This window comes from Devosia nitrariae (genome assembly GCF_030160115.1).
GTDB classification, from domain to species: domain Bacteria; phylum Pseudomonadota; class Alphaproteobacteria; order Rhizobiales; family Devosiaceae; genus Devosia; species Devosia nitrariae.
Genome location: NZ_BSNS01000002.1, coordinates 194,619 through 218,041 on the forward strand (window position 1 = coordinate 194,619; position 23,423 = coordinate 218,041).

The 23,423-nt window shown below is 63.8% G+C and carries 23 protein-coding genes; 10 read left to right on the forward strand and 13 right to left on the reverse strand.

The features are described from left to right. Window positions 1-95 precede the first annotated feature (95 nt). Window positions 96-269 carry a hypothetical protein gene (locus QQK18_RS01565; RefSeq protein ID WP_284338519.1) on the forward strand — a complete coding sequence of 58 codons (174 nt, stop codon included), beginning with the start codon at window positions 96-98 and terminating at the stop codon, window positions 267-269. A gap of 205 nt (window positions 270-474) precedes the next feature. On the opposite strand, the gene QQK18_RS01570 is transcribed toward QQK18_RS01565, so the two are convergent. The 3 genes from QQK18_RS01570 to QQK18_RS01580 are packed head-to-tail and all read right to left on the reverse strand — an operon-like array spanning window position 475 to window position 3,484. Further along, window positions 475-2,019 carry a tripartite tricarboxylate transporter permease gene (locus tag QQK18_RS01570; protein WP_284338520.1) on the reverse strand — a complete coding sequence of 515 codons (1,545 nt, stop codon included), beginning with the start codon at window positions 2,017-2,019 and terminating at the stop codon, window positions 475-477. Then, entirely contained in the window at window positions 2,019-2,543 is a 525-nt protein-coding gene (locus QQK18_RS01575) for a tripartite tricarboxylate transporter TctB family protein (RefSeq protein WP_284338521.1), read from the reverse strand. Before QQK18_RS01575 ends, QQK18_RS01570 begins: the two co-directional genes overlap by 1 nt. Next, on the reverse strand, window positions 2,540-3,484 hold the full coding sequence (locus tag QQK18_RS01580; RefSeq protein ID WP_284338522.1) for a Bug family tripartite tricarboxylate transporter substrate binding protein: 945 nt from the start codon (window positions 3,482-3,484) through the stop codon (window positions 2,540-2,542). Before QQK18_RS01580 ends, QQK18_RS01575 begins: the two co-directional genes overlap by 4 nt. Before the next feature lie 167 nt (window positions 3,485-3,651). On the opposite strand from QQK18_RS01580, the gene QQK18_RS01585 reads away from it, so the two are divergent. The 3 genes from QQK18_RS01585 to QQK18_RS01595 all read left to right on the forward strand — a co-directional run bounded on the left by QQK18_RS01585 (window position 3,652) and on the right by QQK18_RS01595 (window position 5,914). Then, window positions 3,652-4,041 (forward strand): PRC-barrel domain-containing protein, encoded by a 390-nt coding sequence (locus tag QQK18_RS01585; RefSeq protein WP_284338523.1) that lies wholly within the window; start codon window positions 3,652-3,654, stop codon window positions 4,039-4,041. Window positions 4,042-4,223: 182 nt separating this feature from the next. Then, window positions 4,224-5,156 (forward strand): ABC transporter ATP-binding protein, encoded by a 933-nt coding sequence (locus QQK18_RS01590; RefSeq protein ID WP_284338524.1) that lies wholly within the window; start codon window positions 4,224-4,226, stop codon window positions 5,154-5,156. Beyond that, window positions 5,153-5,914: an ABC transporter permease gene (locus tag QQK18_RS01595; RefSeq protein WP_284338525.1), complete on the forward strand. Its 762-nt coding sequence runs from the start codon at window positions 5,153-5,155 to the stop codon at window positions 5,912-5,914. The genes QQK18_RS01590 and QQK18_RS01595 overlap by 4 nt, the downstream gene beginning before the upstream one ends. 3 nt (window positions 5,915-5,917) lie before the next feature. Here QQK18_RS01595 and QQK18_RS01600 read toward each other — a convergent pair whose 3' ends face one another. The 7 genes from QQK18_RS01600 to QQK18_RS01630 form a co-directional block, all read right to left on the reverse strand. Continuing rightward, on the reverse strand, window positions 5,918-6,346 hold the full coding sequence (locus QQK18_RS01600) for a hypothetical protein (protein ID WP_284338526.1): 429 nt from the start codon (window positions 6,344-6,346) through the stop codon (window positions 5,918-5,920). An 8-nt stretch (window positions 6,347-6,354) separates the two neighbouring features. Then, window positions 6,355-7,191 (reverse strand): TIGR02587 family membrane protein, encoded by an 837-nt coding sequence (locus QQK18_RS01605; protein WP_284338527.1) that lies wholly within the window; start codon window positions 7,189-7,191, stop codon window positions 6,355-6,357. Window positions 7,192-7,369: 178 nt separating this feature from the next. Next, a complete protein-coding gene (locus tag QQK18_RS01610) occupies window positions 7,370-8,215 on the reverse strand; it encodes an ABC transporter ATP-binding protein (RefSeq protein ID WP_284338528.1) in 846 nt (281 codons plus the stop codon). Further along, window positions 8,212-9,234 carry an ABC transporter ATP-binding protein gene (locus tag QQK18_RS01615; protein ID WP_284338529.1) on the reverse strand — a complete coding sequence of 341 codons (1,023 nt, stop codon included), beginning with the start codon at window positions 9,232-9,234 and terminating at the stop codon, window positions 8,212-8,214. The genes QQK18_RS01610 and QQK18_RS01615 overlap by 4 nt, the downstream gene beginning before the upstream one ends. A gap of 2 nt (window positions 9,235-9,236) precedes the next feature. Next, a complete protein-coding gene (locus QQK18_RS01620) occupies window positions 9,237-10,094 on the reverse strand; it encodes an ABC transporter permease (RefSeq protein ID WP_284338530.1) in 858 nt (285 codons plus the stop codon). Further along, window positions 10,094-11,098: an ABC transporter permease gene (locus tag QQK18_RS01625; RefSeq protein WP_284338531.1), complete on the reverse strand. Its 1,005-nt coding sequence runs from the start codon at window positions 11,096-11,098 to the stop codon at window positions 10,094-10,096. The genes QQK18_RS01620 and QQK18_RS01625 overlap by 1 nt, the downstream gene beginning before the upstream one ends. A gap of 71 nt (window positions 11,099-11,169) precedes the next feature. Further along, on the reverse strand, window positions 11,170-13,071 hold the full coding sequence (locus QQK18_RS01630; protein WP_284338532.1) for an ABC transporter substrate-binding protein: 1,902 nt from the start codon (window positions 13,069-13,071) through the stop codon (window positions 11,170-11,172). A gap of 343 nt (window positions 13,072-13,414) precedes the next feature. Between QQK18_RS01630 and QQK18_RS01635 the strand changes: the two genes are divergently transcribed. After that, window positions 13,415-15,016, forward strand: coding sequence for a GH39 family glycosyl hydrolase (locus QQK18_RS01635; protein WP_284338533.1), 1,602 nt, complete (start codon window positions 13,415-13,417; stop codon window positions 15,014-15,016). Window positions 15,017-15,068: 52 nt separating this feature from the next. Here QQK18_RS01635 and QQK18_RS01640 read toward each other — a convergent pair whose 3' ends face one another. Then, entirely contained in the window at window positions 15,069-15,746 is a 678-nt protein-coding gene (locus QQK18_RS01640; RefSeq protein WP_284338534.1) for a GntR family transcriptional regulator, read from the reverse strand. Between the two features lie 64 nt (window positions 15,747-15,810). After that, entirely contained in the window at window positions 15,811-16,827 is a 1,017-nt protein-coding gene (locus QQK18_RS01645; protein ID WP_284338535.1) for a Gfo/Idh/MocA family protein, read from the reverse strand. A gap of 303 nt (window positions 16,828-17,130) precedes the next feature. Between QQK18_RS01645 and QQK18_RS01650 the strand changes: the two genes are divergently transcribed. The 5 genes from QQK18_RS01650 (at window position 17,131) to QQK18_RS01670 (ending at window position 22,722) form a co-directional block, all read left to right on the forward strand. Next, window positions 17,131-18,831: an IlvD/Edd family dehydratase gene (locus QQK18_RS01650; protein ID WP_284338536.1), complete on the forward strand. Its 1,701-nt coding sequence runs from the start codon at window positions 17,131-17,133 to the stop codon at window positions 18,829-18,831. Between the two features lie 61 nt (window positions 18,832-18,892). Further along, a complete protein-coding gene (locus tag QQK18_RS01655) occupies window positions 18,893-19,696 on the forward strand; it encodes an amidohydrolase family protein (RefSeq protein ID WP_284338537.1) in 804 nt (267 codons plus the stop codon). A 13-nt stretch (window positions 19,697-19,709) separates the two neighbouring features. Further along, window positions 19,710-20,642, forward strand: a complete 933-nt coding sequence (locus QQK18_RS01660) for a dihydrodipicolinate synthase family protein (RefSeq protein WP_284338538.1) — start codon at window positions 19,710-19,712, stop codon at window positions 20,640-20,642. Beyond that, the gene (locus tag QQK18_RS01665) at window positions 20,639-21,424 is read left to right on the forward strand and encodes an SDR family oxidoreductase (RefSeq protein ID WP_284338539.1); all 786 of its coding nucleotides are present in this window, start codon (window positions 20,639-20,641) and stop codon (window positions 21,422-21,424) included. The genes QQK18_RS01660 and QQK18_RS01665 overlap by 4 nt, the downstream gene beginning before the upstream one ends. 92 nt (window positions 21,425-21,516) lie before the next feature. Beyond that, window positions 21,517-22,722: an L-talarate/galactarate dehydratase gene (locus tag QQK18_RS01670; protein WP_284338540.1), complete on the forward strand. Its 1,206-nt coding sequence runs from the start codon at window positions 21,517-21,519 to the stop codon at window positions 22,720-22,722. A 334-nt stretch (window positions 22,723-23,056) separates the two neighbouring features. On the opposite strand, the gene QQK18_RS01675 is transcribed toward QQK18_RS01670, so the two are convergent. After that, window positions 23,057-23,227: a hypothetical protein gene (locus tag QQK18_RS01675; RefSeq protein WP_284338541.1), complete on the reverse strand. Its 171-nt coding sequence runs from the start codon at window positions 23,225-23,227 to the stop codon at window positions 23,057-23,059. Window positions 23,228-23,423 lie beyond the last annotated feature (196 nt).

Genomic DNA, 23,423 nt, shown 5'->3' on the forward strand with positions numbered 1-23,423 from the left:
CCATCTTCGCACTAGATGCATGGCTGGAGTGCGCTATCCGCCCTACCGGTCGGAGGCCCCAGCACCCATCTGTCGGTCAATACATGGAGACCCCAATGACAACCCCCCGCAAGACCACGCTTATCGGCCGCGTCGGCGGCTTCTTCGACCTCGTCGGCAGCGCGGCGGCCGTGGCCGGCGCCGTCGAGAACGGACGCTCGCCCAGTTCGCGCCACTTGAAAACCCTCGGAATCGATCCAGATCAGTTCCGCTCGATCGGCAAGTTCTGACGGTCTCCCCCGGGGCGCGGTGGCCGGTTGCGTTTCCCTCCCGCGACCGCAGAGCCAGCGACCCGCAGAACACTTGTCGAGCGGTTAAAAGCCCGGGTGCCTCACGGCACCCGGGCTTTACTTTGGATGGCCTTCCTTGAATTGCCGCGTTTTCGAACCGCAAAAGTGGGATCCACTTTTGCTGAAAACGCTTCGGGCCCCCGACTCAATCCTCGTCGGTTGCCAACTGGCCCAGCAATTGCCCCCTGCCCCGCAAGCGCAGGAATAGCGGCAGCAACAGCGCGATGGCGGCGACCGTGTAAAGCACCATGGCGACGGGCGAAGCAAACAGGATCGCCGGATCGCCCTGGCTGATGGCGAGGGCCCGCCGCAATTGCTGCTCGGCCATGGGTCCGAGGATGAGGCCCACAACCACCGGCGCGATCGGGTAACCGAAGCGGCGCAGCAGATAGCCGAGCACGCCGAAGGCGAGAAGCAGGAGCAACTCGAAGGAGAAAGCGAGCCCGCCGATGCGCATGACGGCCGCGTTCGCCCCGATGGTGCCGAGAGTGGCAAAGCTCAATATCCCCGCGTAGAGCCAAGGCTTGGGGATGGTCAGGAGCCGCACCCACACACCGATCAGCGGCAGGTTGAGGACCAACAGCATCAGGTTGGCGACCAGGAGGCTCGCGATCAGCGCCCAGACCAGCGAGGCATTGTTGACGAAGAGCAGCGGACCCGGCTGAAGGCCGAACTGCTGGAAACCGGCGAGCATGATCGCTGCCGTTGCTGTCGTCGGCAGGCCGAGCGTCAGGAGCGGCACCAAGGTACCGGCGGCGGAGGCGTTATTGGCGGCCTCGGGCCCGGCGACTCCCTCGATGGCGCCCGTACCGAACTCTTCCGGGTGCTTGGAAAAGCTCTTTTCGGCGCTATAGGAAAGGAAACTCGCAACGTCGGCGCCACCCGCCGGCATGGCCCCGATCGGAAAGCCGATAAAGGTGCCGCGCAGCCACGACGCCCACGAGCGCTTCCAGTCCTCGATGGTCATCCAGACCGAGCCTTTGACCGCCTCGACCTGCTCCTGCAGGTGCGTCGGCGCACAGGCGATCTTCAACGTCTCGCCGATGGCAAAGAGGGCAACGGCCAGCGTCGTGACTTCAATGCCGTCGAAGAGATCGGGAATACCGAACGCCAACCGCGTCTGGCCAGTCTGCAGGTCGATGCCGATGAGGCCGAGCGCAAGGCCGATGAAGAGCGCAGTGAGGCCCCGCAGCGCCGAATCCCCGAAGGCGGCCGAAACGGTGATGAAAGCCAGGACCATCAGCGCAAAATAATCCGCCGGGCCGAAGGAGAGGGCGAAGCGCACGACCCATGGGGCGATGAAGGCAAGAAGCAGCGTTGCGATCAGCCCGGCGACGAACGAGCCTATGGCAGCCGTCGCCAGTGCCGGTCCGCCGCGGCCGGCGCGCGCCATCCGGTTACCCTCGAGGGCGGTGACGATCGAGGCGCTTTCGCCAGGCGTGTTGAGGAGGATCGAAGTCGTCGAGCCGCCATACATGCCGCCATAGTAGATGCCGGCGAACATGATGAGCGATCCGGCGGGATCGAGCCGGTAGGTGACAGGCAACAGGAGCGCGACGGTCAGCGCCGGCCCGATGCCCGGCAGCACCCCGACCGCCGTGCCGAGGGTCACGCCGATGAGAGCATAGACAAGGTTCATCGGCTCCATGGCGGCCAGCAGCCCCTGGAGGAGGAGGTCGAAAGTTCCCATCACGCGGCCCCCACGGATGCAGCGAGGGCACCGAAAGCCGAGACCAAAGCCGATTCAAGGGGGCCTGTGGGCAGCGAGAGCTGCAGTCCGCGCGCAAAGATCAGCCAGATGACGAAGGCGAAGGCGATGCCGGCCGGCAGCGTCATCCAGAAACGGCGCCTGCCGAAGCCGGCGGCGGTCAGAGCGAAGAGCACCCCCGTCGCGATCGAGAACCCGGCGGGAAAGAGCAGGAGCATCTGCGCCAGGAGCCCGCCGAGAATCCAGAACATCGGCCCGTAGTTGTCCTTGTCGCGCGCCGGAAAGCTGCCGCGCAGGGCCGAAACGACGGTCGCAACGGCGAGCACCGCAAGACCGGTGGCCACGATATAGGGGAAGGTCGTCGGGCCGACGCGCGCATAGACGGCGACCACGCGCATCTGGGATGTCTGCCAGAAGATGACCGCTGCGAGAATGGCGAGGACGACGGCAATGACGAGCGCCGCCCCGTCGGGGCGGCGCGTGGCGTTCGTGCCGCCGTCGGTCATTGCACCAGACCGATCTGGCGCAGGATGCCTTCGGTGGCGGTGATGTCCTTGGCGAGCTGCGCCTTGAAGTCTTCACCGGCAAGGTAGGTGTTCACCCAGCCGCGGCTGGCCAGGGCTTCCTGCCAGGCGTCCGACTCGACCATGGCGGCGATATCGGCGTTGATCTCGGCCTCCTGCTCGGGCGTTATGCCCGGGGCGGCCGCGACCATGCGCCAGTTCTCCAGCACCACGTCGACGCCGGCTTCCGAAAGCGTCGGCGCGTCGACGCCCTCGAGCCGGCTCTCGCCGGAAAGGGCAAGGAGGCGCAACTCGCCGGCCTCGATCTGCGAGGCGAACTCACCATAGCCCGAAACACCGACGGTCACCTGACCGCCGAGGATCGCGGCGAGCGCCTCGCCGCCACCCGAATAGGCGATATAGTTGATCTGCGTCGGATCGACGTCGACGGCAGTCGCGACAAGGCCGGCCAGGATATGGTCGGTGCCACCCGCCGAGCCGCCGGCCCAGGAAACGGAGCCCGGATTTTCCTTGAGCTGAGCGACGAGATCGTCGAGCGTCTGGATGGGCGAGTTGGCCGGGACGACGAGCGCCTCGGATTCGCCGGTCAAACGGGCGATCGGCGTGACATTATCGAGCGTCACGGGGGACTGGTTGGTCAGGATCGCGCCGACCATCACATAGCCGCCGACGATCAGCTGGCTCGGATCGCCCTGGGCCTGGTTGGCGAACTGGGCGAGACCGATGGTGCCGCCGGCGCCGGGCACATTCGTCACCTGCACATTGGCGGCGATGCCTTCGTCCTGCATCACCTGTTGCATGGTGCGCGCCGTCTGGTCCCAGCCACCACCAGGGGCGGCAGGCGCCATGATGGTATAATCCTGGGCGAACGCAGTTTGAGCCAGGGCGCCGGTCACCAGCGCCGCGAGAAGCAGCTTGTTCAATAGATCCTCCCTTTGAACATCGCCGGGCGTCGTTGCGCCCGTGAAGGATAATGCTAGGGCGCTTGTCTGTCAGCGTCCTGTCAACAGCCCGATTTTGTGAACGCGCGGCCAGGAACTCGCGCATACACGCCATCGTTGATTTCCTACCTAACCATGAGGAGACGGACATGGCTTATCAAGACATGCCGGACCGCAATCCGGACGCGACCGAAACCCACGATCTCATCGCCTCCGACAAGGTCGAAGGCACCAAGGTCTATGATCCCAAGGGCGAGCATATCGGTTCGATCGAGCGCATCATGGTCGAAAAGCGTTCGGGCCGAGTCTCTTATGCGGTGCTGAGCTTCGGTGGTTTCATGGGGATCGGCGACGACCACTATCCCCTGCCGTGGTCGATGCTTGAGTATGACACCGATCTCGGTGGCTACCGGGTGAATGTAACCAAGGAGCAGCTCGATGCCGCGCCACACTACGCACGTGGCGAGGACTTCGACTTTGACGAGACCCGCAGCCGCGGCATCTACGACTACTACGGGGTGCCGCCTTACTGGGTCTAGGCCCCGATACTGCAAGCCTTTTCATCACCAAAGATTTGGCCGGCGCCTTTGGGCGCCGGCTTTTTTCCGGACTCCTGGCAGCAAAATGTCCATTCTGCTATTGCCTTTGCATGTGAGGAACCTCACATGCTCGCTCACGAACACGCGACCTCTTCAGGGTCGGTCAAGAATCGGGGAGCGACGTGCAACAGCAACCGATCATTTCCATTTCCGGTCTCTCGAAGACCTATGCTTCGGGCTTTGTGGCCCTTAGGAGTGTAGACCTCGACATCAGGCGCGGTGAGATCCTGGCTCTTCTCGGACCCAACGGGGCCGGCAAGACGACGCTCATCAGCATCGTGACCGGCATCGTCAATCCGACCGAAGGCCAGGTCACGGTCGATGGCCACGACATCGTCAAGGACTATCGCGCCGCCCGCTCGCTCATCGGCCTGGTGCCGCAGGAGTTGACCACCGACGCCTTCGAGACAGTCTGGGCGACGGTCACCCATAGCCGCGGCCTCTTTGGGCTGAAGCCCAATCCGGATCATATCGAGAAGGTCCTGCGCGACCTGACGCTCTGGGACAAAAAAGACAACAAGATCATGGAGCTCTCCGGCGGCATGAAGCGCCGGGTGATGATCGCCAAGGCGCTGTCGCACGAGCCCAGGATCCTCTTCCTCGACGAGCCGACGGCGGGAGTCGACGTCGAACTGCGCAAGGAGATGTGGGCGCTCGTGCGGGACCTGCGCGCCTCGGGCGTCACCATAATCCTGACCACCCACTACATCGCCGAGGCCGAGGAGATGGCCGACCGGATCGGGATCATCCACAACGGCGAACTGAAGCTGGTGGAGGAAAAGGACGAGCTCATGCGCAAGCTCGGCAGCAAGCAGCTGATGCTGCAACTACAGGAACCGATCGAGGCGCTCCCGACCGACCTCAACGGGCACAAGCTCGAGCTGTCGGGCGACGGCACGGCTTTGACCTATACCTATGACGCACAGGCGGGCCGAACCGGCATCAGCGCATTGCTCTCCGACCTGTCGCGCGTCGGCATCCGCTTCAAGGACCTGCAAACGCGTGAGTCCTCGCTCGAGGATATCTTCGTCAACCTGGTGAGGGACGGCCAATGAATTTCGAGGCAGTCAAGGCGATCTACAACTTCGAAATGGCGCGCACCTTCCGCACGGCCATGCAGTCGATCGTTTCCCCGGTCATCTCCACATCGCTCTATTTCGTCGTCTTCGGGGCGGCCATCGGCTCGCGCATCACCGAGATCGAAGGCGTCTCCTATGGCGCCTTCATCGTGCCCGGGCTCATCATGCTGATGGTGCTGACGCAGAGCGTCTCCAATGGCTCGTTCGGCATTTACTTCCCGAAATTCCTCGGCACGATCTATGAACTGCTTTCGGCCCCGGTATCTTCCTTCGAAATCGTCATCGGTTACGTGGGAGCGGCGGCGACCAAGTCGCTGATCCTCGGCATACTGGTACTGGCGACGGCCGGCTTCTTCGTGCCGCTACGCATCGACCATCCGATCTGGATGCTGGTCTTCCTCGTCCTCACCGCCATAACCTTCAGCCTTGTCGGCTTCATCATCGGCATCTGGGCCAAAGGCATGGAGCAGTTGCAGATCGTGCCGCTCCTCATCATCACGCCCTTGACCTTCCTTGGAGGCACCTTCTATTCGATCAACGTCCTGCCTCCGGTCTGGCAGACGATCTCGCTCTTCAATCCGGTCGTCTATCTCATCAGCGGCTTCCGCTGGTCGTTCTACGGCATCTCGGACGTCAACATGGGCATCAGCCTCGCCATGACGGTGGCGTTCCTGCTCATCTGCCTTGGCATCGTTTCATGGATCTTCCGCACCGGCTATCGCCTCAAGGCGTAGCCGTCACGGATCGGCATAGCCGAGGACGTGCAGCCGCACGTCCTCGGGCCGCGTCTCCGGCGGAAAGACGAGGGTCGCCCGGCGCCTTGCCTCGGCGGGCACATAGTCGATGGTGACCACGCGTGCCTCCTGCCCATTAGCTCCTGTCCGCCCGACGACCTCGACTGCGGACGCGGCCGCGTGGCCGGCATTGTCGACTTCGAGGAGAACAGCCAGCCCAGCCCGGGTCCTGGTGCTCTCGATGTGCGAAACCGCAAGATCCGGGCTGCCGCCAGACCGCGTCACCGCCTCGTATACGAGGAAGCCCATGAGCACGACGACGACGAGCGTTGCCACCCCCGCGACGATCCATTCGACCTTCTCAGCAGTCTTGTTGGCGGCCCGCCGGCTCGTGGAGCGGGACGGCTTGCGGGCGGTCTTACTCGTCGCCATCCCCCCTCCTAAAGAATAAGCCGCGCGGCCGCCGCACCGACCGCAGCCGGAAAGGCGAGCACCACTGTGACGCGCAACGCGCGCTCGAAGGCGAGTCCGTCGAAGCGACCGAACGTCCAGAGGACGTAGGCGGAAACGAGGAGCGCGACCGCGTAGCCGACCACTGTGAATCGCAGGAATGCGCTCCACCAGGGCGTGCCCGGCTCGATCTCGCTCCCGCCCTTGAACGCGCTCGCATAGACGAAGGCATGCATGATCATGACCGAAACGGGCACAAGCACGAGGCAGTGGAAGGCGGTCATCTTGAGCGAGATCAACAACATTTCCTCGGTCGGGGCGAGGTTGAGTCCGAGGAACAGCGCGCCGATCGCCATGATGGCGAGTTCGCCGCCATAGGTCTCGCGTTGCTCACCGCTCTGACCGTTCTGCCCGAGCTGGCTGCGTCCCAGCAGCGCGCCAAGGGCGGCCGGCACTGTCTGCAGCGCGATCTTACCGATGATCTCGGAGGGCGGCATGCTGGTGTCGAGCACCGCAAGCAGAAAGAGCACGGTTGTACTCGAAACCGCCCCGATGCCGAGTGCAATCAGGACGTCGCGCACGTCCTCGCGCCAGTGCCTTGTGCTCTCGAAGCCGGAATAGCGCGATAGAAAGACCAGAAGCGGTACACTGATGGCCAAGAGCGCAACGAGGCGCCAGCGCGACATGGTAAAGCCCAGCTGCCACATCTCCATAGTCATGAGCATGGGCAGCGAGAAGATCAGCGCGCCGCCGAATGCTCGGCCGAAGCCGATCAGCAGGGGCCGGAGCGTCTCGTCGGCCGGCAGGCGCTCGGCAGTGTCAGCCACCGAACGCCCTCGCGCTGGAGATCGAAACGGCGGCCCTCGCTTGCCTACCGAGATAGAGCGTCGAGCCGGATTTCTTCATTTGTGACAGGTTCCCGGACCGGTGCAGTGACGAAGGCATGAACGTCAAGGCACCGGCGCAGTTCCAACTGGCTCGGCGGCCAGCGGCGGCATCCGATGGTCAGGCCGCCGAGGATACCGATCTACGCATCTCCAGAGCCTTGCGAGCTGCGACGGGGTCCGGAGGAAGCACGGCGTTTTTGAGAGCGAGCGAATAGGCGTGGTTCGGATGATCGAGGACGGCCTTGGCATCGCCCGCTTCGACGATATCGCCCCTGTGCATGATGATGACGCGGTCTGAGATGTAGTAGGCAGTCGCCAGATCGTGGGTGATGTAGATGATCGAGACGCCCAGTTCGTCACGCAGGGTACGGAAGAGGTTGACGATCGACATCCGCAGCGACGCATCGACCATCGAGACCGGCTCGTCGGCAACGATCAGCTTGGGACCGGGGATCAGCGCGCGCGCCACGGCAATGCGCTGGAGCTGGCCGCCCGACAGTTCATGGGAATAGCGACCTTTCACCTCGGCCAGCGACAGCCCGACATGGCCGAGAGCCCTGTCCATGGCCTCGTCGGCCTCGGCCTTGTCCACCTGGAGGAAACGGCGGGCGGTCGCATAGAGGTAGTAGTCGAGGGTCGTCAGCGGATTGAACGCCTCGAAGGGGTTCTGGAAGATCGGCTGGACCCTTGCCATGAACGCCAGCCGCTGCCGGCGCGAGCGCAGGCCGGCGACGTCCTCGCCCATGAAGCGGATGGTGCCGCTCGTCGGCGACTCGTTGCCGAGGATCATGCGGGCGATGGTGGTCTTGCCGCTGCCGGACTCCCCGACGATGGTGAAGATTTCGGGCCTGGCGTCGTCGAGCGTAAAGCCCGCGCCCTTGACCGCCTCGACCTTGCTGCGATCGAAAAGGCCGCCAACGGAGAACGTCTTGGTGACGTTCGCGAGCTCGAGGAGCGTGCTCATGAAACCTCCGCCTCCCCTGCCCGCCAGCAGGCGACACGCCCGCTCGCGCGCGGCACGAGCGGTGGGTTTTCAGTCCGGCACCTGTCGACCGCCAGCGGACAGCGCGGGTGGAACCGGCATGCGGCCGGCGGATCACTGAGATTAGGAGGCTTGCCGGGAAGGGCTTTGCGCCGGGTGACGTCGCCGAGACGCGGCAGGCTCGAAATGAGGTGCACCGTATAGGGGTGTTGGGGCTTCGCAAAGACGTCCTCGGTCGGCCCTTCCTCCACCAGGCGTCCGGCATAGACGATGCCGATGCGGTCGGCGATGGCGGCGTGCACCGTCATGTCGTGGGTCACGAAGATGATCGAGGAACCCATACGCTGCTGCACGTCCTTGATCAGCGCCAGCACGTCCTGCTGCACCAGAACATCGAGAGCGGTCGTCGGCTCGTCGGCGATGATGAATTCGGGTTCGCAGACCGTCGCCAGCGCGATGGTGAGGCGCTGGCGCATTCCGCCCGAAAGCTGATGCGGGTAGGAGTCGAGCACGCGAGGGTCGAGCCCCAGGCGCTTGAGGTGCTCACGCACCCGCCCCCAGAATGCTGTGTTCGCCAGACCCATATGCGCGAAGGCGAAGTCGTGGAAGGCATGCTTGACCCGCCGCACCGGGTTCAGCACGTTCATCGAGCCCTGCATGATGTAGGAAAGGTGCCGCCAACGGGCATCCTTCATGGCCTCGGGCGCGCCGTAGACGTCGAGCGGCTTTCCGGCAAAGTTGAACGTCACCGAGCCCGAGACCACTCGCAGCGGCGGCTGGATGGCTCCGGCGATGGTCTTGATCAGCGTCGACTTGCCGCTCGAGGACTCCCCGGCGATGCCGTAGATCTCGTTGCGGCGGATGGCGAGCGTCACGTCGTCGACGGCACGCACCTCGCGCGACACGCCGAAATAATTCATCTGGTAATAAGCCTTGAGGTTCTCAACGCTGAGAACCGTCTCGGTGTCGGTGCGCGGCTGGCTTTCGGCGAGGTGGAGCATGGTTATCCTCCCATCCGGCTGAGACGGCTGCGCGGGTCGATATATTCGTTGACCGAGATCGCCAAAAGGAAGAGCCCGAGAAAGAGCAGCACGATGGCAATGATCGGGAAGGCGATCCACCACCAGATGCCGGCGATGATGGCCTGGTGCTGGTTGGCCCAATAGATCATGCCGCCGACGGTCGGGCGGTTGATGTCGGAAAAGCCGAGCACCGAGAGCGTGACCTCGAGGCCGATGGCCCAGATGAGGTTGTTCATGGCGGTAAAGAAAATGACCGGCATCACGTAGGGCAGGTGCTGGCGGATGAGGATCTGCGGCACGCTCATACCGGCAAAGACCGCATGGCGGGTGAACTCGCGGGTCCGCAGGCTCAGGGCCACCGAGCGGATGAGGCGTGCGTCGTAGTTCCATCCGAGAAGGGCGGCAGTCAGCGCCAGGATCGGCCAGCTCATCTGGTCGCGCATGACGAAGTAGACGAGCAGCAGGATCGGAATGTTGGGCAGGGCGATCAGAGTGTCATTGATCGTCATCAGCGCCTGGTCGGTCCTTCCGCCCAAATATCCCGAGGTCATGCCCATGGCCAGCGCGAGGAACCGGCTGATGACGGTTACGGTCAGGCCGAAGGTCATCGTGTTCCAGATGGCCGCGCTCATCTGCCAGAGGACGTCCTGCCCGCGTGAGGTCGTGCCGAGCCAATACTCAGCCGACGGCGGCATGTCGGGCGGCAGCATGTAGATGGCGTTGTCGGGATAAGGCGCGAAGAAGTGCGCGGCGGCAAACAGGAAGATCGCGCCGGTCAGCACGAAGCCGATGAGAAACTCGGTGTTGTAGCGCAGGAGGTCGCGCAGGATCTTGAACATCAGCCGAGCCTCACGCGCGGATCGATGAGGGGATAGACGAGGTCGATGATGAAGACGGCAACGGCGACCGCGATGATCGACATGGTGGTGACGCCGAGGACGAGACTGTAGTCGCCGCGATAGATGCCCTGGATCAGCAGCCGGCCCATCCCCGGATAGTTGAAGAGGAATTCGATGATGACCGCGCCGCCGAAGATGTTGCCGAGGCTGAGCGCGAGGCCGGTCAATTGCGGCAGGAGCGCATTGCGGGCGACATACTGGCTGAAGATCTTGCGGGAGGCGACGCCGCCGAGTTCCGCATAAACCACATGGTCGTCGGTCACGATGTTGGAGACGAGGGACCGCATGGAGATGAACCAGCTGCCGATGCCGACGAGCACCAGCGAGAGTGCCGGCAAGGTGCCGTGGATGAGGATCGAGCGGATATAGTCCCAGGTGAAGCCGGGGGTGAGGTTCATCTGCGCGCCACCCGAGATCGGCAGGACCGGCCAGGCGAAGCCGAAGATCAGCAGCAGGACGAGGCCGATGATATAGGCCGGCACCGGGTGCAGCGCCATGACGGCGGCACCGGCAAGCTTCAAGGCAAGATTGGAGCGGAAATAGCCGGCCAACGCGCCGAGCAGGTTGCCGAGTGTCCAGGTGAAGGCGAGCGACAGGGTGAGCAGACCGATGGTCCAGGGCAGCGCGGCGGTGATGAGGGACATGACCGGGGTCGGAAAGGACGACAGCGACGGCCCGAAATCGCCGCGCAGCACACGGCTCCAGAACGCAGCATATTGCTCGAGAACGGTCCCTTCGAGCCCGTAGAGCTCGCGCAGGGCCTCGCGCATCAGTTCGACGGCGCGCGGATCGGTGGCGCCGAAATTGGTCATCAGGGAAACCGTCTGCTCGACCGGATCGACCGGCGAGAGATTGGTGATGAGGAAGGCCAGCGTGATGCCCAGGAACACGACGAGGAAGAACTGGAATACACGCCGGACCAGGTACTTGGAAAAGCCGTCCATCTGCTACCCGCTCTCAGCCTGAAGACAGAGGGGGCGGGACGGCAACCGTCCCGCCCTCGATGAGGCGCCTGCTATTGCGGCGCGTTCGCGTTGGCCTCGAGCTCCACGATCATGTAGCGCGTATTCGACCAGAAGGGACCGGAGGCCGAATAGGGGTTGGCGGCGCTCGGATAGCCGGTCCAGTAGGTCGTGTCGAACGGGGCGAACTTGTTATAGGCCATCAGCGGGATGAACGGCATCTCCTCCACGGCAAGCTTCAAGTAGTCCATGCCCAGTTCCACGACCTTGGGGTCATCGAACGCCACCGTGCGGTTGGCCTCGATGATGGCGTCGAGCTCCTCGTTCTGCCACCGCTGCAGGTTGCGCGGCGGCTGGACGGCCCCCGGCTCCTGAATGAAGTCGGAGTGGTAGCTCTCGAGGAAGAAGGAGAGGTCAGGGTGGCCACCCCACGTTTCGACCGTCCAGTAGGTCGCGGCTTCGTAGTCACCTGCTCCCAGCCGCTGGCCGTTGGTCGGCCCGGCGACATCGACCTGCGTCTGGATACCCTCCATCGACCATGTCTGGGCGATGATGGTGCCGGCGCGCGCCAGGGTCGGGATGTTGTCGCCTTCGACCATCAGCCGGATAGTGAAGGGCGTGCCGTCGGGCTTCATCCACTGGTTGCCCTGCTTGGTGAAGCCGGCCCGCTGCAGCAGTTCGGTGGCAGCCTGGATATCTTGCTTCCACCAGCCGAAGCCGAACATGCTCTTTAGCTGTTCGGGATCTTCCGGAATGTCCTCGCCCCATTGCGGCCGCACGAGCGCGGCGATCTGATCGGCGACCGTCGGATCGTAAGGCTTGATGGTCTGAGCACCGGTGTCGAGCTCGAAATCGGTCAGCCATTGCTGCATCGGCTCATAGTAGTCGGTAATGGCCGTGCCGGTGGGCGGCGTCGACATGGCCGCAAGGTTTGCCGCGCCACGATAGGAGCCCATGGCGACAGCGCGGATGTCGATCAACAGGGCCAGGGCCCAGCGCACGTCGCGATTGTCGAACGGCTCCACCTGATGGTTGAACAACACCGACGGCAAGGTCGGATCCGGGTGTGCGAACGGGAAACCATCGAACCAGTAGGCGCTGTTGGCGCCGGCTTGGCGGGCGATGGTGAACATGCCTTCGGGCGCGATGTCGTTGATAACGTCGAGATTGTGGTTCATCTGCTCGATCACGCGCGCGTCCGGATTGCCGGCGTTGCGGTAGACCACGTATTTGACCTGCGGCTCCTCCTCAACGGTCATGCCGATCGAGGTGCGCTGCCAATCGTCGCGCAGCCGCCAGATGACCCATTGGCCGGACGGGTCGTAGCTGTGCAGCACATAGGCGCTGAGCGATACCGGTGGGTTGTTGGCAAAACCAAGTGGGTCTTCAACAGTCTCGAAGACGTGCTTGGGCATGATCCAGGCGGCGTTCCAACGCACTGTAAAGAGCGTATGGAAACGTGAATTGGGGGCCTTCAACGTGAAGACCACCGTGTTGCGGTCGGGCGCCTCGACGCTCTCGACATTGACCGTCAGGGGGGCGCTCCAGTTCATGCCAGGATTGGCGATGAGCGTTTCGACGGTATAGACAACATCCTCGGCGGTGAACTCGACGCCGTCGCTCCAGTAGATGCCTTCGCGCAGTTTCACCGTCATTTGGGTGAAGTCGTCATTGTAGCTCGGCCGTTCAGTGGCCAGGGCATTGGTCCAGGCCGTCTCGCCGGTTCCTTCCGGATTGATCCACCAGAAGGTATCGGCGGTCAGCTGCTGAAGGCCGTTGTTGCTGGCGCCGCCGCCCGGTGCCCACAGGTTGAACCATTCCGCGTTCTGCGAGGCCGGCCCCTGGATGATCAGGGTCTCGTTGCGCGGGATGTCGGCGATAAAATCCTGGGCGGCAACCGGCAGCGCCATCATGGCGAAGCCCAGGGCAGCCGCGAGCATCCTCTTCAATCTCATGATCTCCTCCTCCTGGCTCTCGTGCGAGCCGATGGCGACCGGGGAATTCCACTCGCTCGCCCCTTCCTTGGCGGCTCATCCACTCACGATCCGCTTGCGCATCGGAAATCGGGGCCGCAAGTCTCTTTATCGACAATTTTTGCGACCTCGGCAACACCTATCGGGCGAGATTCGCCTGAAATGTAGAGAAAATCGTGAAACGACGACGGTGAGAGCTCGCTTCTCGATATATATTATTGACAAAACTGGCTCATCGCATAGCTTCCCAATCCTGGCAAACGGTTCGCCGGCGCGTCGGCGCGTGCGACCTTGGACCGCGCAACTGCACAAAGGGTGGAGAGATATGCCTCAGACTTACGACGTCAGGGTCGACGTCCATGCGGACCGCAGCCGGGGGCCCTATCGGCCATTGTGGAACTGGTTCGGCTATGACGAGCCGAACTACACCTACACCGACAACGGCAGAAAGCTCTTGAAGGAACTGACTGAGCTTAGCCCGGAGCCCGTGCGGGTGCGCACGCACAACCTCTTGACCTCAGGCGATGGCCGGTATGCCCTCAAATGGGGCTCGACCAATGCCTATACCGAGGATGCGAACGGCAATCCGGTCTATGACTGGACTGTCATGGACAAGATCTTCGATGCCTATGTCGAGGCAGGCAATGTTCCGCTGATCCAGGTCGGGTTCACCCCCGAGGCCCTTTCTGACGATCCCGGACCTTACCGGCACAATTGGTCGCTCGAGGATCGCTACGCCACCATCATGACCGGCTGGGCCTCGCCCCCGAACGACCTCAGGAAGTGGGACGGCCTCATCTACGCCTGGGCCCGGCACCTGGCCGACCGCTATGGCGAGGAGAAGGTGACCACCTGGCCCTGGGAGGTCTGGAATGAACCGGACGGGCACTATTGGAAGGGTACGATTCCCGAATTCTGCGCCATGTACGATGTGACGGCCAAGGCGATCAAGCGCGCCCTGCCCGGCGCGCGCGTCGGCGGACCGCACACCTGCGGGGCCTTCTCCAATCCCAAGGCACAGAAGTTCCTGCGCGAGTTCCTGCAGTTCGTTGTCGACAACAAGTCGCCCATCGACTTCATCGCCTTCCACGCCAAGGGTAATCCGGTGGTCTACAAGGATCACGTACGCATGGGGCTCCACAAGCAGTTGCGCGATATCGAGACCAACCTCGCAATCGTCAATGAATTCCCTGCCCTTAAGAGTCTGCCCGTCATTATCGGTGAATCCGATCCCGAAGGGTGCGCGGCCTGTTCGGCGCGAGTCCATCCGCAGAATGGCTATCGCAACGGGCCGCTCTACGGCGCCTATATCGTCGAGAGCATGATCCGCACCTATGAACTTTCACACCGTGCCAGAATCGAGATCGAGGGTGCGGTGACCTGGGCCTTCCTGTTCGAGGAGCAGCCCTGGTTCGACGGTTTCCGGGACCTCGCCACCAACGGTGTCGACAAGGCGGTGCTCAACGGCTTCCGCATGCTCGGCATGCTCGGCGGCGAATGGCTCGAGACCGCAAGTGATCATGCCCTCGACATCGAAACCATCATGGAGCACGGCGTGCGCGACACGCCGGACGTCAACGCCGTCGCCACCCGTGACGACAAGGGCGTGAGCATTCTCGTCTGGAATTACCATGACGACGATATCGAGGACGGAGCGGCGCGGATATCGATCAACGTCGATGGCGTCCCGGCCGGTAAACCGCGCCTTTCCCATTACCGCATGGACAAGGACCACTCCAACGCCTTCGGGGTATGGAAATCCATGGGCTCGCCACAGGATGTTTCCGGAGCCGACCATGCGAAGCTGGAAGCGGCCGGCAAGCTCGAGATGATCGAGGCGACCGATGTCGATTCCAGCGGCGGCCGGCTCAACCTGACCACTGCGCTGCCGAGGCAAGGCGTTTCGCTGCTTCGGCTCGAGTGGTAGCGCGGCCTCCGCGCAAGCGCCCGCCCTCCTCCCGGGCGGGCGCCCTTCATCCTCAGGCGTCGCCAGCCACCCGCTCGATATACCGGCGCTTGCTGGGCTGGAGGTGATCGACGCAGAGCTGGGCGAGGACCCAATTGTCCCGACCCTTGAGCATCTCGATCATCAGTCTGTGCTGACTGTGGGAAATGTCGAGGGAGGCGCGTTCGGACATGGAGTTGGCGCGCACCGGCAGGCTGAAGCGCATGTAGAGCTCGATCGTCTGCACCAGATATTTGTTGCCACACGCTCCAAAGAGGGTCAGGTGAAAACGATCGTTGGTTTCGTGGACGCCGCGCAGATAGCCGGATTCGATGTGACGGCCGTGCTCCTCGTGGATGGCCATCAGCTGCTCGATCAACCAGTCCGGCGCCGGCAACGGGATCCAAAGGGCGGCCTGGCGCTGGACGAGTTCGCGCACATCATAGATCTGGCGCACTTCCTCAGCGGTCAGCGAACGCACCGTCGCGCCCTTGTTGCGCTCGCGTACGATAATGCCCATCTGCTCGAGCTGCACCAGAGCCTGGCGCACGAAGTGCCGGGTGACCGGGAAGCGTGAGAGCAGAGAATCTTCGGTCAACCTTGTGCCAGGTGCGAGGCGCCCGAAGATGATGTCCTCCTCGAGGGCGCGCACGATCCGCAGGTCCTCGTGAACTCCGTCTTCGCTGACGTCCTTGTCGATGTCGATCGTCATCGCCGTCTAGAGCGCGACGCGCGCTCCACCCTTTTGTTGTCGCGGGATTTTCGGCCGGACCCTATCAGGTCGGGTTTGGCTTTTCGAATCCGCTCAGCCGATAGATGGTTTCAACGAGTTCGAGCGTCATCAGGTTATCTCTAGCTCCCGTCTCGAACCGGCCGCCGCGGCCGAGGCCGTCGAGGAAATGGCCGATGGCGCCGGTATAGGATTGCCGGTAGCTGGCCTCGAGGTCGAACGCCTCCTCGCGCACCTCATCGCCCTCGAGCCGCAGCGTGCCGCCCTCGAGGCTGACGATGCCGCGCTCACCAAAGATGCGCAGCCTGTCGCGCGGCACCGGCGGCGCGCCATGCACGGCAAGATTGCCGGAAACGAAGATCGCCGTGCTGTCGGTCATGCTGTGGAGAGCGATCGAGGCGACGTCCTCGCCCTTGATCTCGTCATTGGTACGCCAGAGCCGGGCCGTATCGACGACCATCTCGCCCAGCAGGAAGCGCAGGGTATCGAGGTGGTGGATCAGCACCTCCATGACCAACAAGCGGTCGAGGGTGGTGAAGAACGGTTGCCGCTCGAGCGCAGGACGCACGCCCCTGCCGTCCGGGATCATGCCGCTCGAATGGAATTCGAGTTCGACGTGACGTATGGTGCCGACGAGGCCTTCGTCGATCCAGTCGCGCAGCCGGCGGTAGTGGGGCCGGAAACGCCAGTTCTCGTGCACCATCAGCGGCACGCCCCCGTCGACCTCGGCAACGAGATCAGTTGCGGCATCGAGATCGGTCGCGAGCGGCTTCTGGCAGAGCACCGGCAGGCCATGACGCGCAGCAAGGCGCACAAGGTCGGCGTGGAACTCGCGCGGCGCGCAGATATCGACCGCGTCGATCTCGACGCCCGTGAGCATTGCCTCAGCATGCTGGAACACAGCGGGTATGCCGAACTCGCGCGCGCGGCGACGGGCCGCTTCGATATCAGGATCGCAGATCGCCACCACCTCGGCTCGATCGGCCATGGCCTGCCAGGCCGGCAGGTGGTACTGGGTCACCCACCCCGCCCCGACCATGGCAATTCTCAGCGGCTCTGGCATGGCTGGCCTTCCTGATTTCTGCTCTTCGTGCTGACGGGTTGAGATACATTTGTCAATAATTATCTACCCTCCAACGAACCACCACGCCCCTCAATCCGACATCTGCCGATACCCCTCCTATTCACGTTCGCTGATTCATATCCTTTTTCCGGGCATCTCCGCTCACACAAACCTCTCGTTACTGCACCCGAAAGCCTCTGGCCGCTATTGATGCCATTTCTATTTTATTGACAATCCGAGCTGGACCGTTAGGCTGACTGTATTGAGCGACGCGATCGAGGCGCGCCGAACGGGAGGCTGATTTTGACGCGCGGGCTTCGCAGGAAACTCACCAGCTACGGCGATCAGGAGTTCTCGCTGTTCCTGCGCAAGGCCTTCATCAAGGCCATGGGATTCTCCGACGACGCCCTCGACCGCCCCATCATCGGCATCGCCAACACCTATTCGGACTACAATCCCTGTCACGGCAACGTGCCGCAACTCATCGAGGCGGCCAAGCGCGGCGTGATGCTCGCCGGAGGCTTGCCCATGGTCTTCCCGACCATGTCGATCCACGAGAGCTTTGCGTCCCCGACCTCGATGTACCTGCGCAATCTCATGGCCATGGAAACCGAGGAGATGGTGCGCGCCCAGCCGATGGACGCAGTGATCCTTATCGGGGGCTGCGACAAGACCATTCCGGCCCAGATGATGGCGGCGGCGAGCAGCGAGGTGCCGGCCATCATCCTGCCGACTGGCCCCATGGCGACCGGCAGCCACAAGGGCGAGCGCCTGGGGGCCTGCACCGACTGCCGCCGCATCTGGGGCAAGTTCCGCGCCGGCGAAATCGACGAAGAGGAAGTCGGACTCATCAATGGACGCCTGGTAAGCTCGGTCGGCACCTGCACGGTCATGGGCACAGCCAGCACCATGGCCTGCCTTGCCGAAGCCATGGGCCTGGCATTGCCCATGTCGGGATCGGCCCCGGCGACCTCCGCGGAGCGGTTCCGGCTTGCCGAAGAGACCGGGTGCACGGCGGTCGGGCTGGCCGAGGCCGACGGACCCGTTGCGGCTGATCTGATGACCCCGCAGGCTTTCCGTAACGGCCTCGCCGTCCTGCAGGCGCTCGGCGGATCGACCAACGGCGTCGTTCATCTGGCCGCGATCGCCGGACGGCTCGGGCGCAGGCTTGATCTTGCCGAGCTCGATGCAATCGGCCGAAAGGTGCCGGTGCTCGTCGATCTCAAGCCGTCGGGGGTCGCCTATATGGGCGAGTTCCATGAGGCGGGCGGCGTGCCACGGCTGCTCACCGAACTCAACGATGTGCTCGACCGCACGGCGCGGACCGTTTCCGGGCAGACGATCGGGGATGTGATCGACGCGGTGCCGCCACGGCACGAGGAGGCAATCATCCGGCGGCGCGACGACCCGGTGGCTCCAGCCGGCGCGATCGCAGTGCTTGCCGGCAACCTTGCCCCCCGCGGCGCCGTCATCAAGCATTCGGCGGCTTCGGAGGAGCTGCAGGTTCACGAAGGCCGCGCGATCGTCTTCGATTCGGTCGAGGACATGGCGCTCCGGCTGGACGACGACGCGATCGATATTGGGGCCGAGGACGTGCTGGTGCTGCGCAATGCCGGCCCACGTGGCGCGCCGGGCATGCCTGAGGCCGGCTATATTCCCATCCCGCGGCGTCTCGCCCGTAAGGGCGTCAAGGATATGGTGCGCATCTCGGACGCGCGCATGAGCGGCACCGCCTTCGGCACGGTCATCCTTCATGTAACGCCGGAAGCGGCCGATGGCGGACCGCTGGCCATCGTCAGGACCGGCGACCGCATCCGTCTCGACGTGCCGGCGCGGCGGCTTGATCTGATGATCGCGGACGACGAGTTCGCCCGCCGTATCAAGAGCCTGCCAAAGGTGCCGCCTTCCGGCTCTCGCGGGTATGCGGGCCTCTATGACCGGCACGTTCTGCAAGCGGACGAAGGCGTCGACTTCGATTTCCTCAGGGCCGAGCGCGATGGCTGAGACCACGATGGAGGCACCCGTTTGCCTGGCACCGCGGCCGCTGTCGCGTAGGCCACATCGCTTGCCCGAAGGCACCTGCGACTGCCATTTTCACGTCTTTGCCCCGCACGCACCGCTGGCAAGCCCGCGTAGCTATACCCCACGCATCGAAACCCTCGACGGCTGGCTGCAGCTCGCCGATGCCATCGGTATGGCGCATGGCGTGCTGGTGCAGCCGAGCGTCTATGGTTTCGACAACCGGGTGCTGCTCACCGCGCTTGCCGCCCATGCGGAGCGGCTGCGTGGCATAGTGGTGATCCCGCCCGAAACGGACGGCGACGAACTCATGCGCCTTCATCGCCTCGGGGTGAGGGGCGTGCGTATTAACCTGCGCAACAAGACTGGACTGCCGCTCGAGGCGGTGCCGACGCTGGCTTCTGCCATCCAGCACCTCGGCTGGCAGCTGCAGTTTCAGGTCGGCCCCGACGGGGTCGAGGCGGTCACGCGCACGGTTTTGCAATACGGCATCACTGCCGTCATCGATCACGCAGCTTTCCTGCCGGTCGCGGATCCCGCGGTCGAGCCGGGCATAACGGCGCTGCAGCGCCTGCTCGATACCGGCTCGGCCTACGTCAAGCTTTCCGCACCTTACCGTCTCGCGGCCGCGCCGGACTATCCAGGGTTCGGCGCGTTGGTTGCGCGGCTCGCCGCGAGCCATCCCGAGCGGCTCCTCTGGGGCAGCGACTGGCCGCACACGGAGCTCTTTGAAGCCATGCCAGACGACGCCGACCTCGTTTCGGCCATGCTCGATTGGCTGCCCGACGAGCCGATGCGCCGGAAGGTCTTCGTGACCAACCCGGAATCGCTTTACTGGTCGACCGAATAGACGGAGAACGCCAATGACGCTGCTCAACGAAGACGCCAAGGGCGTCTATGTGATCGCGGTCACCCCCTTTGCCGAAGACGGCGCGCTCGACCTCACCAGCGTCGATCGCATGGTCGATTTCTATGAAGAGGCCGGGGCGACGGGCCTGACCATCCTTGGCCAATTGGGTGAGGCGCCAAAGCTCACGGCCGAGGAATCGTGCGTGCTGACCGAGCGCGTCATCAAGAGGCTCGATGGCCGTTTGCCGGTCGTGGTGGGCGTGTCGGCGCCGGGCCTTGCGCCCATGCGCGAGCTTGCCGAGACCGTCATGGGCATGGGCGCGGCCGGGGTCATGGTCGCCCCGCCCTGGACGCTGAAGACCGACGACCAGATCTTTTCCTACTATGCCGGCGTCGGAGAAGCGCTGGGCGAGACTCCTTTCGTGCTGCAGGACTATCCCCTGACCACAAACGTTGCCATCGCTCCCAAGGTCATCGAGCGGATCGTACGCGAGGTGCCGACCTGCGTGATGCTCAAGCATGAGGACTGGCCGGGACTTGCAAAGATCAGCGTGCTGCGTGCCGCAAGCGACAAGGGAGAGGTCCGACGTATCTCGATCCTTTGCGGCAATGGCGGGCTATTCTTGCCCGAGGAAATGGGGCGTGGCGCCGACGGCGCGATGACGGGCTTCTGCTATCCCGAGATGATGGTGGGCGTGGTCGGCGCCTATCAAGCGGGCAATGTCGAGCGGGCCCACGACATCTTCAATGCGTACCTGCCGCTTGCCCGCTACGAGCAGCAGCAGGGCATCGGCCTTGCCTGCCGCAAATATGTCCTGGCCAAACGGGGCGTGATCGCGACGGGGAACCTCCGCAAGCCCGGCGTCGCCCTCACCCCGGCCGACATTGCCGACATCGAGCGGCTCCTTGCGCGACAGGCGCGGCGGCTCGAGGAGATCGGCGCATGAAGCTCGGCCTTGAAAACCGGCGCGCCTTGGTGATGGGCGCCAGCAAGGGGCTTGGTGCGGCCACCGCCGTTGCCCTCGCCAACGAGGGGGCCCACGTCATCGGCGCGGCGCGCTCGGTCGACGCGATCGCGGCGCTCAACCAACGGCTCGAGTCCGGTGCGACGGGGCGCATCGAAGCTGCCGCGCTCGATCTTGCCGATGCGGCTTCCGTCACCGCGCTGATTGCAGCGCTCGAGGCCAAGGGTGGCGTCGATATCGTCGTCAACAACTCCGGCGGACCGCCGCCGGGTGAGGCTCGGTCGATCGAGGCCGCGACCTTCGAAAAGCAGTTCGCCACGATGGTCTCACCGCTTATTGCTATCAGCCAGGCGATGCTCACCGGAATGGTCGAGCGCAAGTGGGGGCGCATCGTCACCCTCACCTCATCGGGCGTTGAAGCCCCAATCCCGCGCCTTGCCCTCTCCAATGCTCTGCGACAGTCGCTCGTCGGCTGGTCGAAGACCTTGGCCACCGAGGTCGCGGCCGAAGGCGTCACCGTCAATGTCATCGTGCAGGGACGGATCCATACCGACCGCGTCGACGAGCTCGATGCGGCGACAGCCAAGCGCCTGGGCAAGTCCCTGGAGGAGGTGCGCACCGCCTCACTCGCGACGATCCCGGCAGGCCGATATGGCCGCCCCGAGGAACTGGCCGACGTCGTCGCCTTTCTCGTCAGCGAAAGGGCGTCCTACGTCACCGGCTCATTGGTGCGCGTCGATGGCGGGACGATCCGTTCGATCTGAACGGCTCGTCCTTGCTCGCTCGATAGCGGCTTGATCTACCATACAAGAACCTGCGATGTTGCGGCGCGACGACCGACGGCGGTGAGGATGCAATGACGAAAGTTTCAGCGATATCGACCCAGACCATCCCGGCCGGCGGACGTCTGGCGGGCCTGGCTCCGGGCGTTGCGACGACCGATCGGATCGCCTGGGTGAAGCTCTCGTTGATCCTTTTGCCGCTCAAAACTCCGATCAGCGATGCCAAGGTGCTGACGGGCCGGCAGAAGCCGCTAACGGAAGTGGCAATGCTTTTTGCCGAGATCGAGAGCGAGCGGGGTCATCACGGCATCGGCTTCAGCTATTCCAAACGTGCCGGCGGCTACGGTCTTTATGCGCATGCCAAGGAGATCGCGGGAAACCTTATCGGCGAAGACCCGAACGACATCGCCCGCATCTGGGACAAGCTCGTCTGGGCCGGCGCTTCGGTCGGGCGCAGCGGTCTCGCGACCCAGGCGATCGCGGCGTTCGACGTGGCGCTCTGGGACATGAAGGCCAAGCGCGCTGGCCTGCCGCTGGCAAAGCTCCTCGGCGCGCGTCGCGACTCGGTGCGCTGCTACAACACCTCGGGCGGGTTCCTGTCGACGCCAACCGAGCAGCTCGTCGCCAATTGCGAGGCCTCGATCGAAGCCGGGATCGGCGGCATCAAGATCAAAGTCGGACAACCCGATCCGATGGTCGATCTCGTCCGGCTCGAGGCGGTGCGCAAAGCCGTGGGTGGACGGGTGCCGCTGATGGTCGATGCCAATCAGCAATGGGATCGGCCGACGGCCGAGCGCGTCGGTCGGGCGCTCGAGGAATTCAATCTCGTGTGGATCGAGGAGCCGCTCGATGCTTATGACGTCGAGGGCCATGCGCGGCTCGCCGCGCAACTCGTCACCCCGATCGCCTCGGGCGAGATGCTGACGAGCGTTGCCGAGCACCTGGCCCTCATCACTCACGACGCGGTCGATTTCATCCAGCCGGACGCGCCGCGTGTCGGCGGCATCACCCAGTTCCTCAAGATCGCGACGATGGCCGAGCAGAAATACCTGCGCATGGCGCCGCATTTTGCCATGGAGATCCATCTCCACCTGGCGGCCGCCTATGCGCACGAGACTTGGGTCGAGCATTTCGACTGGCTCGACCCGCTGTTCAACGAGCATCTCGAGATCAAAGACGGGCGGATGATCGTCCCGGACCGGCCCGGCCTCGGCTTCACGCTCAGCGATCAGGCTCGGGCCTGGACCGTCGACAGCTCAGAGGTCGGCAAGCGGGCTTAAAACTGCCTCCTTCTAGCGGTTGCCCGGTTCATGGTAGCGGGTGTCGAATGTGTCGTTGCCGCAGTTGGGACACTTTGGAATCTTGTGGCCCTTGGCACGTGCGTCTGATGATGGCAACGCTCGCAGCGGAACCGCCGGTCTGGCGTGCGGTTTCGCCAGCCTTTGCGGACATGCGTACTCTCCCTCGCTCATTCAGGGGACTCGTTCGCCTGGCCAGGATCTTTATAGGGCTTCAGTGCCGCCTCGCCGCAAGCATGTTTCCATCAGCAGAAGGTCCCGGGCATCCGTTCCCTCAGTGCGAGAGGTGCGGCCAGCAGCCATCGCCCCCGCGACGTCACGGGAATACCGATCCCTCATTCAGATCAATTGCGCGTTTGGTGCGGGCGGCTTCGAGGTCCTGCCATGTGACGCCGAGCTCAGCGAGCAGTTGCTCATCGATCAGCGTCAGTCGCTGGTGCGCACGAGATCTGCGGCGCTTGCCCATCCATCCGGTCAACGTTTTCAACATAAACGGGTCTCCTCTTTCGTGGAGGCGGTCATTTAGTCTCTCTCCGCCGCAGCGACCCCACCCATTCGAGGGGTATCTTCGGCAGCACTGCGGCGACTCCGCGTTGAGGTGCAGCGCCAATGTGACGTTCACCGGACGTTTCCCGCTTGCGGCCCGTCGGCCACCCTGGCATCGAGATCGACGTCTGATCGAG

What these genes read in the sequence shown, in the direction of transcription:
- QQK18_RS01565 (WP_284338519.1), top strand. Translation starts at nt 96, where the DNA reads ATGACAACCCCCCGCAAGACCACGCTTATCGGCCGCGTCGGCGGCTTC.
- QQK18_RS01570 (WP_284338520.1), bottom strand. Translation starts at nt 2,019, where the DNA reads ATGGGAACTTTCGACCTCCTCCTCCAGGGGCTGCTGGCCGCCATGGAG.
- QQK18_RS01575 (WP_284338521.1), bottom strand. Translation starts at nt 2,543, where the DNA reads ATGACCGACGGCGGCACGAACGCCACGCGCCGCCCCGACGGGGCGGCG.
- QQK18_RS01585 (WP_284338523.1), top strand. Translation starts at nt 3,652, where the DNA reads ATGGCTTATCAAGACATGCCGGACCGCAATCCGGACGCGACCGAAACC.
- QQK18_RS01595 (WP_284338525.1), top strand. Translation starts at nt 5,153, where the DNA reads ATGAATTTCGAGGCAGTCAAGGCGATCTACAACTTCGAAATGGCGCGC.
- QQK18_RS01600 (WP_284338526.1), bottom strand. Translation starts at nt 6,346, where the DNA reads ATGGCGACGAGTAAGACCGCCCGCAAGCCGTCCCGCTCCACGAGCCGG.
- QQK18_RS01610 (WP_284338528.1), bottom strand. Translation starts at nt 8,215, where the DNA reads ATGAGCACGCTCCTCGAGCTCGCGAACGTCACCAAGACGTTCTCCGTT.
- QQK18_RS01615 (WP_284338529.1), bottom strand. Translation starts at nt 9,234, where the DNA reads ATGCTCCACCTCGCCGAAAGCCAGCCGCGCACCGACACCGAGACGGTT.
- QQK18_RS01620 (WP_284338530.1), bottom strand. Translation starts at nt 10,094, where the DNA reads ATGTTCAAGATCCTGCGCGACCTCCTGCGCTACAACACCGAGTTTCTC.
- QQK18_RS01625 (WP_284338531.1), bottom strand. Translation starts at nt 11,098, where the DNA reads ATGGACGGCTTTTCCAAGTACCTGGTCCGGCGTGTATTCCAGTTCTTC.
- QQK18_RS01630 (WP_284338532.1), bottom strand. Translation starts at nt 13,071, where the DNA reads ATGAGATTGAAGAGGATGCTCGCGGCTGCCCTGGGCTTCGCCATGATG.
- QQK18_RS01635 (WP_284338533.1), top strand. Translation starts at nt 13,415, where the DNA reads ATGCCTCAGACTTACGACGTCAGGGTCGACGTCCATGCGGACCGCAGC.
- QQK18_RS01640 (WP_284338534.1), bottom strand. Translation starts at nt 15,746, where the DNA reads ATGACGATCGACATCGACAAGGACGTCAGCGAAGACGGAGTTCACGAG.
- QQK18_RS01645 (WP_284338535.1), bottom strand. Translation starts at nt 16,827, where the DNA reads ATGCCAGAGCCGCTGAGAATTGCCATGGTCGGGGCGGGGTGGGTGACC.
- QQK18_RS01660 (WP_284338538.1), top strand. Translation starts at nt 19,710, where the DNA reads ATGACGCTGCTCAACGAAGACGCCAAGGGCGTCTATGTGATCGCGGTC.
- QQK18_RS01665 (WP_284338539.1), top strand. Translation starts at nt 20,639, where the DNA reads ATGAAGCTCGGCCTTGAAAACCGGCGCGCCTTGGTGATGGGCGCCAGC.
- QQK18_RS01670 (WP_284338540.1), top strand. Translation starts at nt 21,517, where the DNA reads ATGACGAAAGTTTCAGCGATATCGACCCAGACCATCCCGGCCGGCGGA.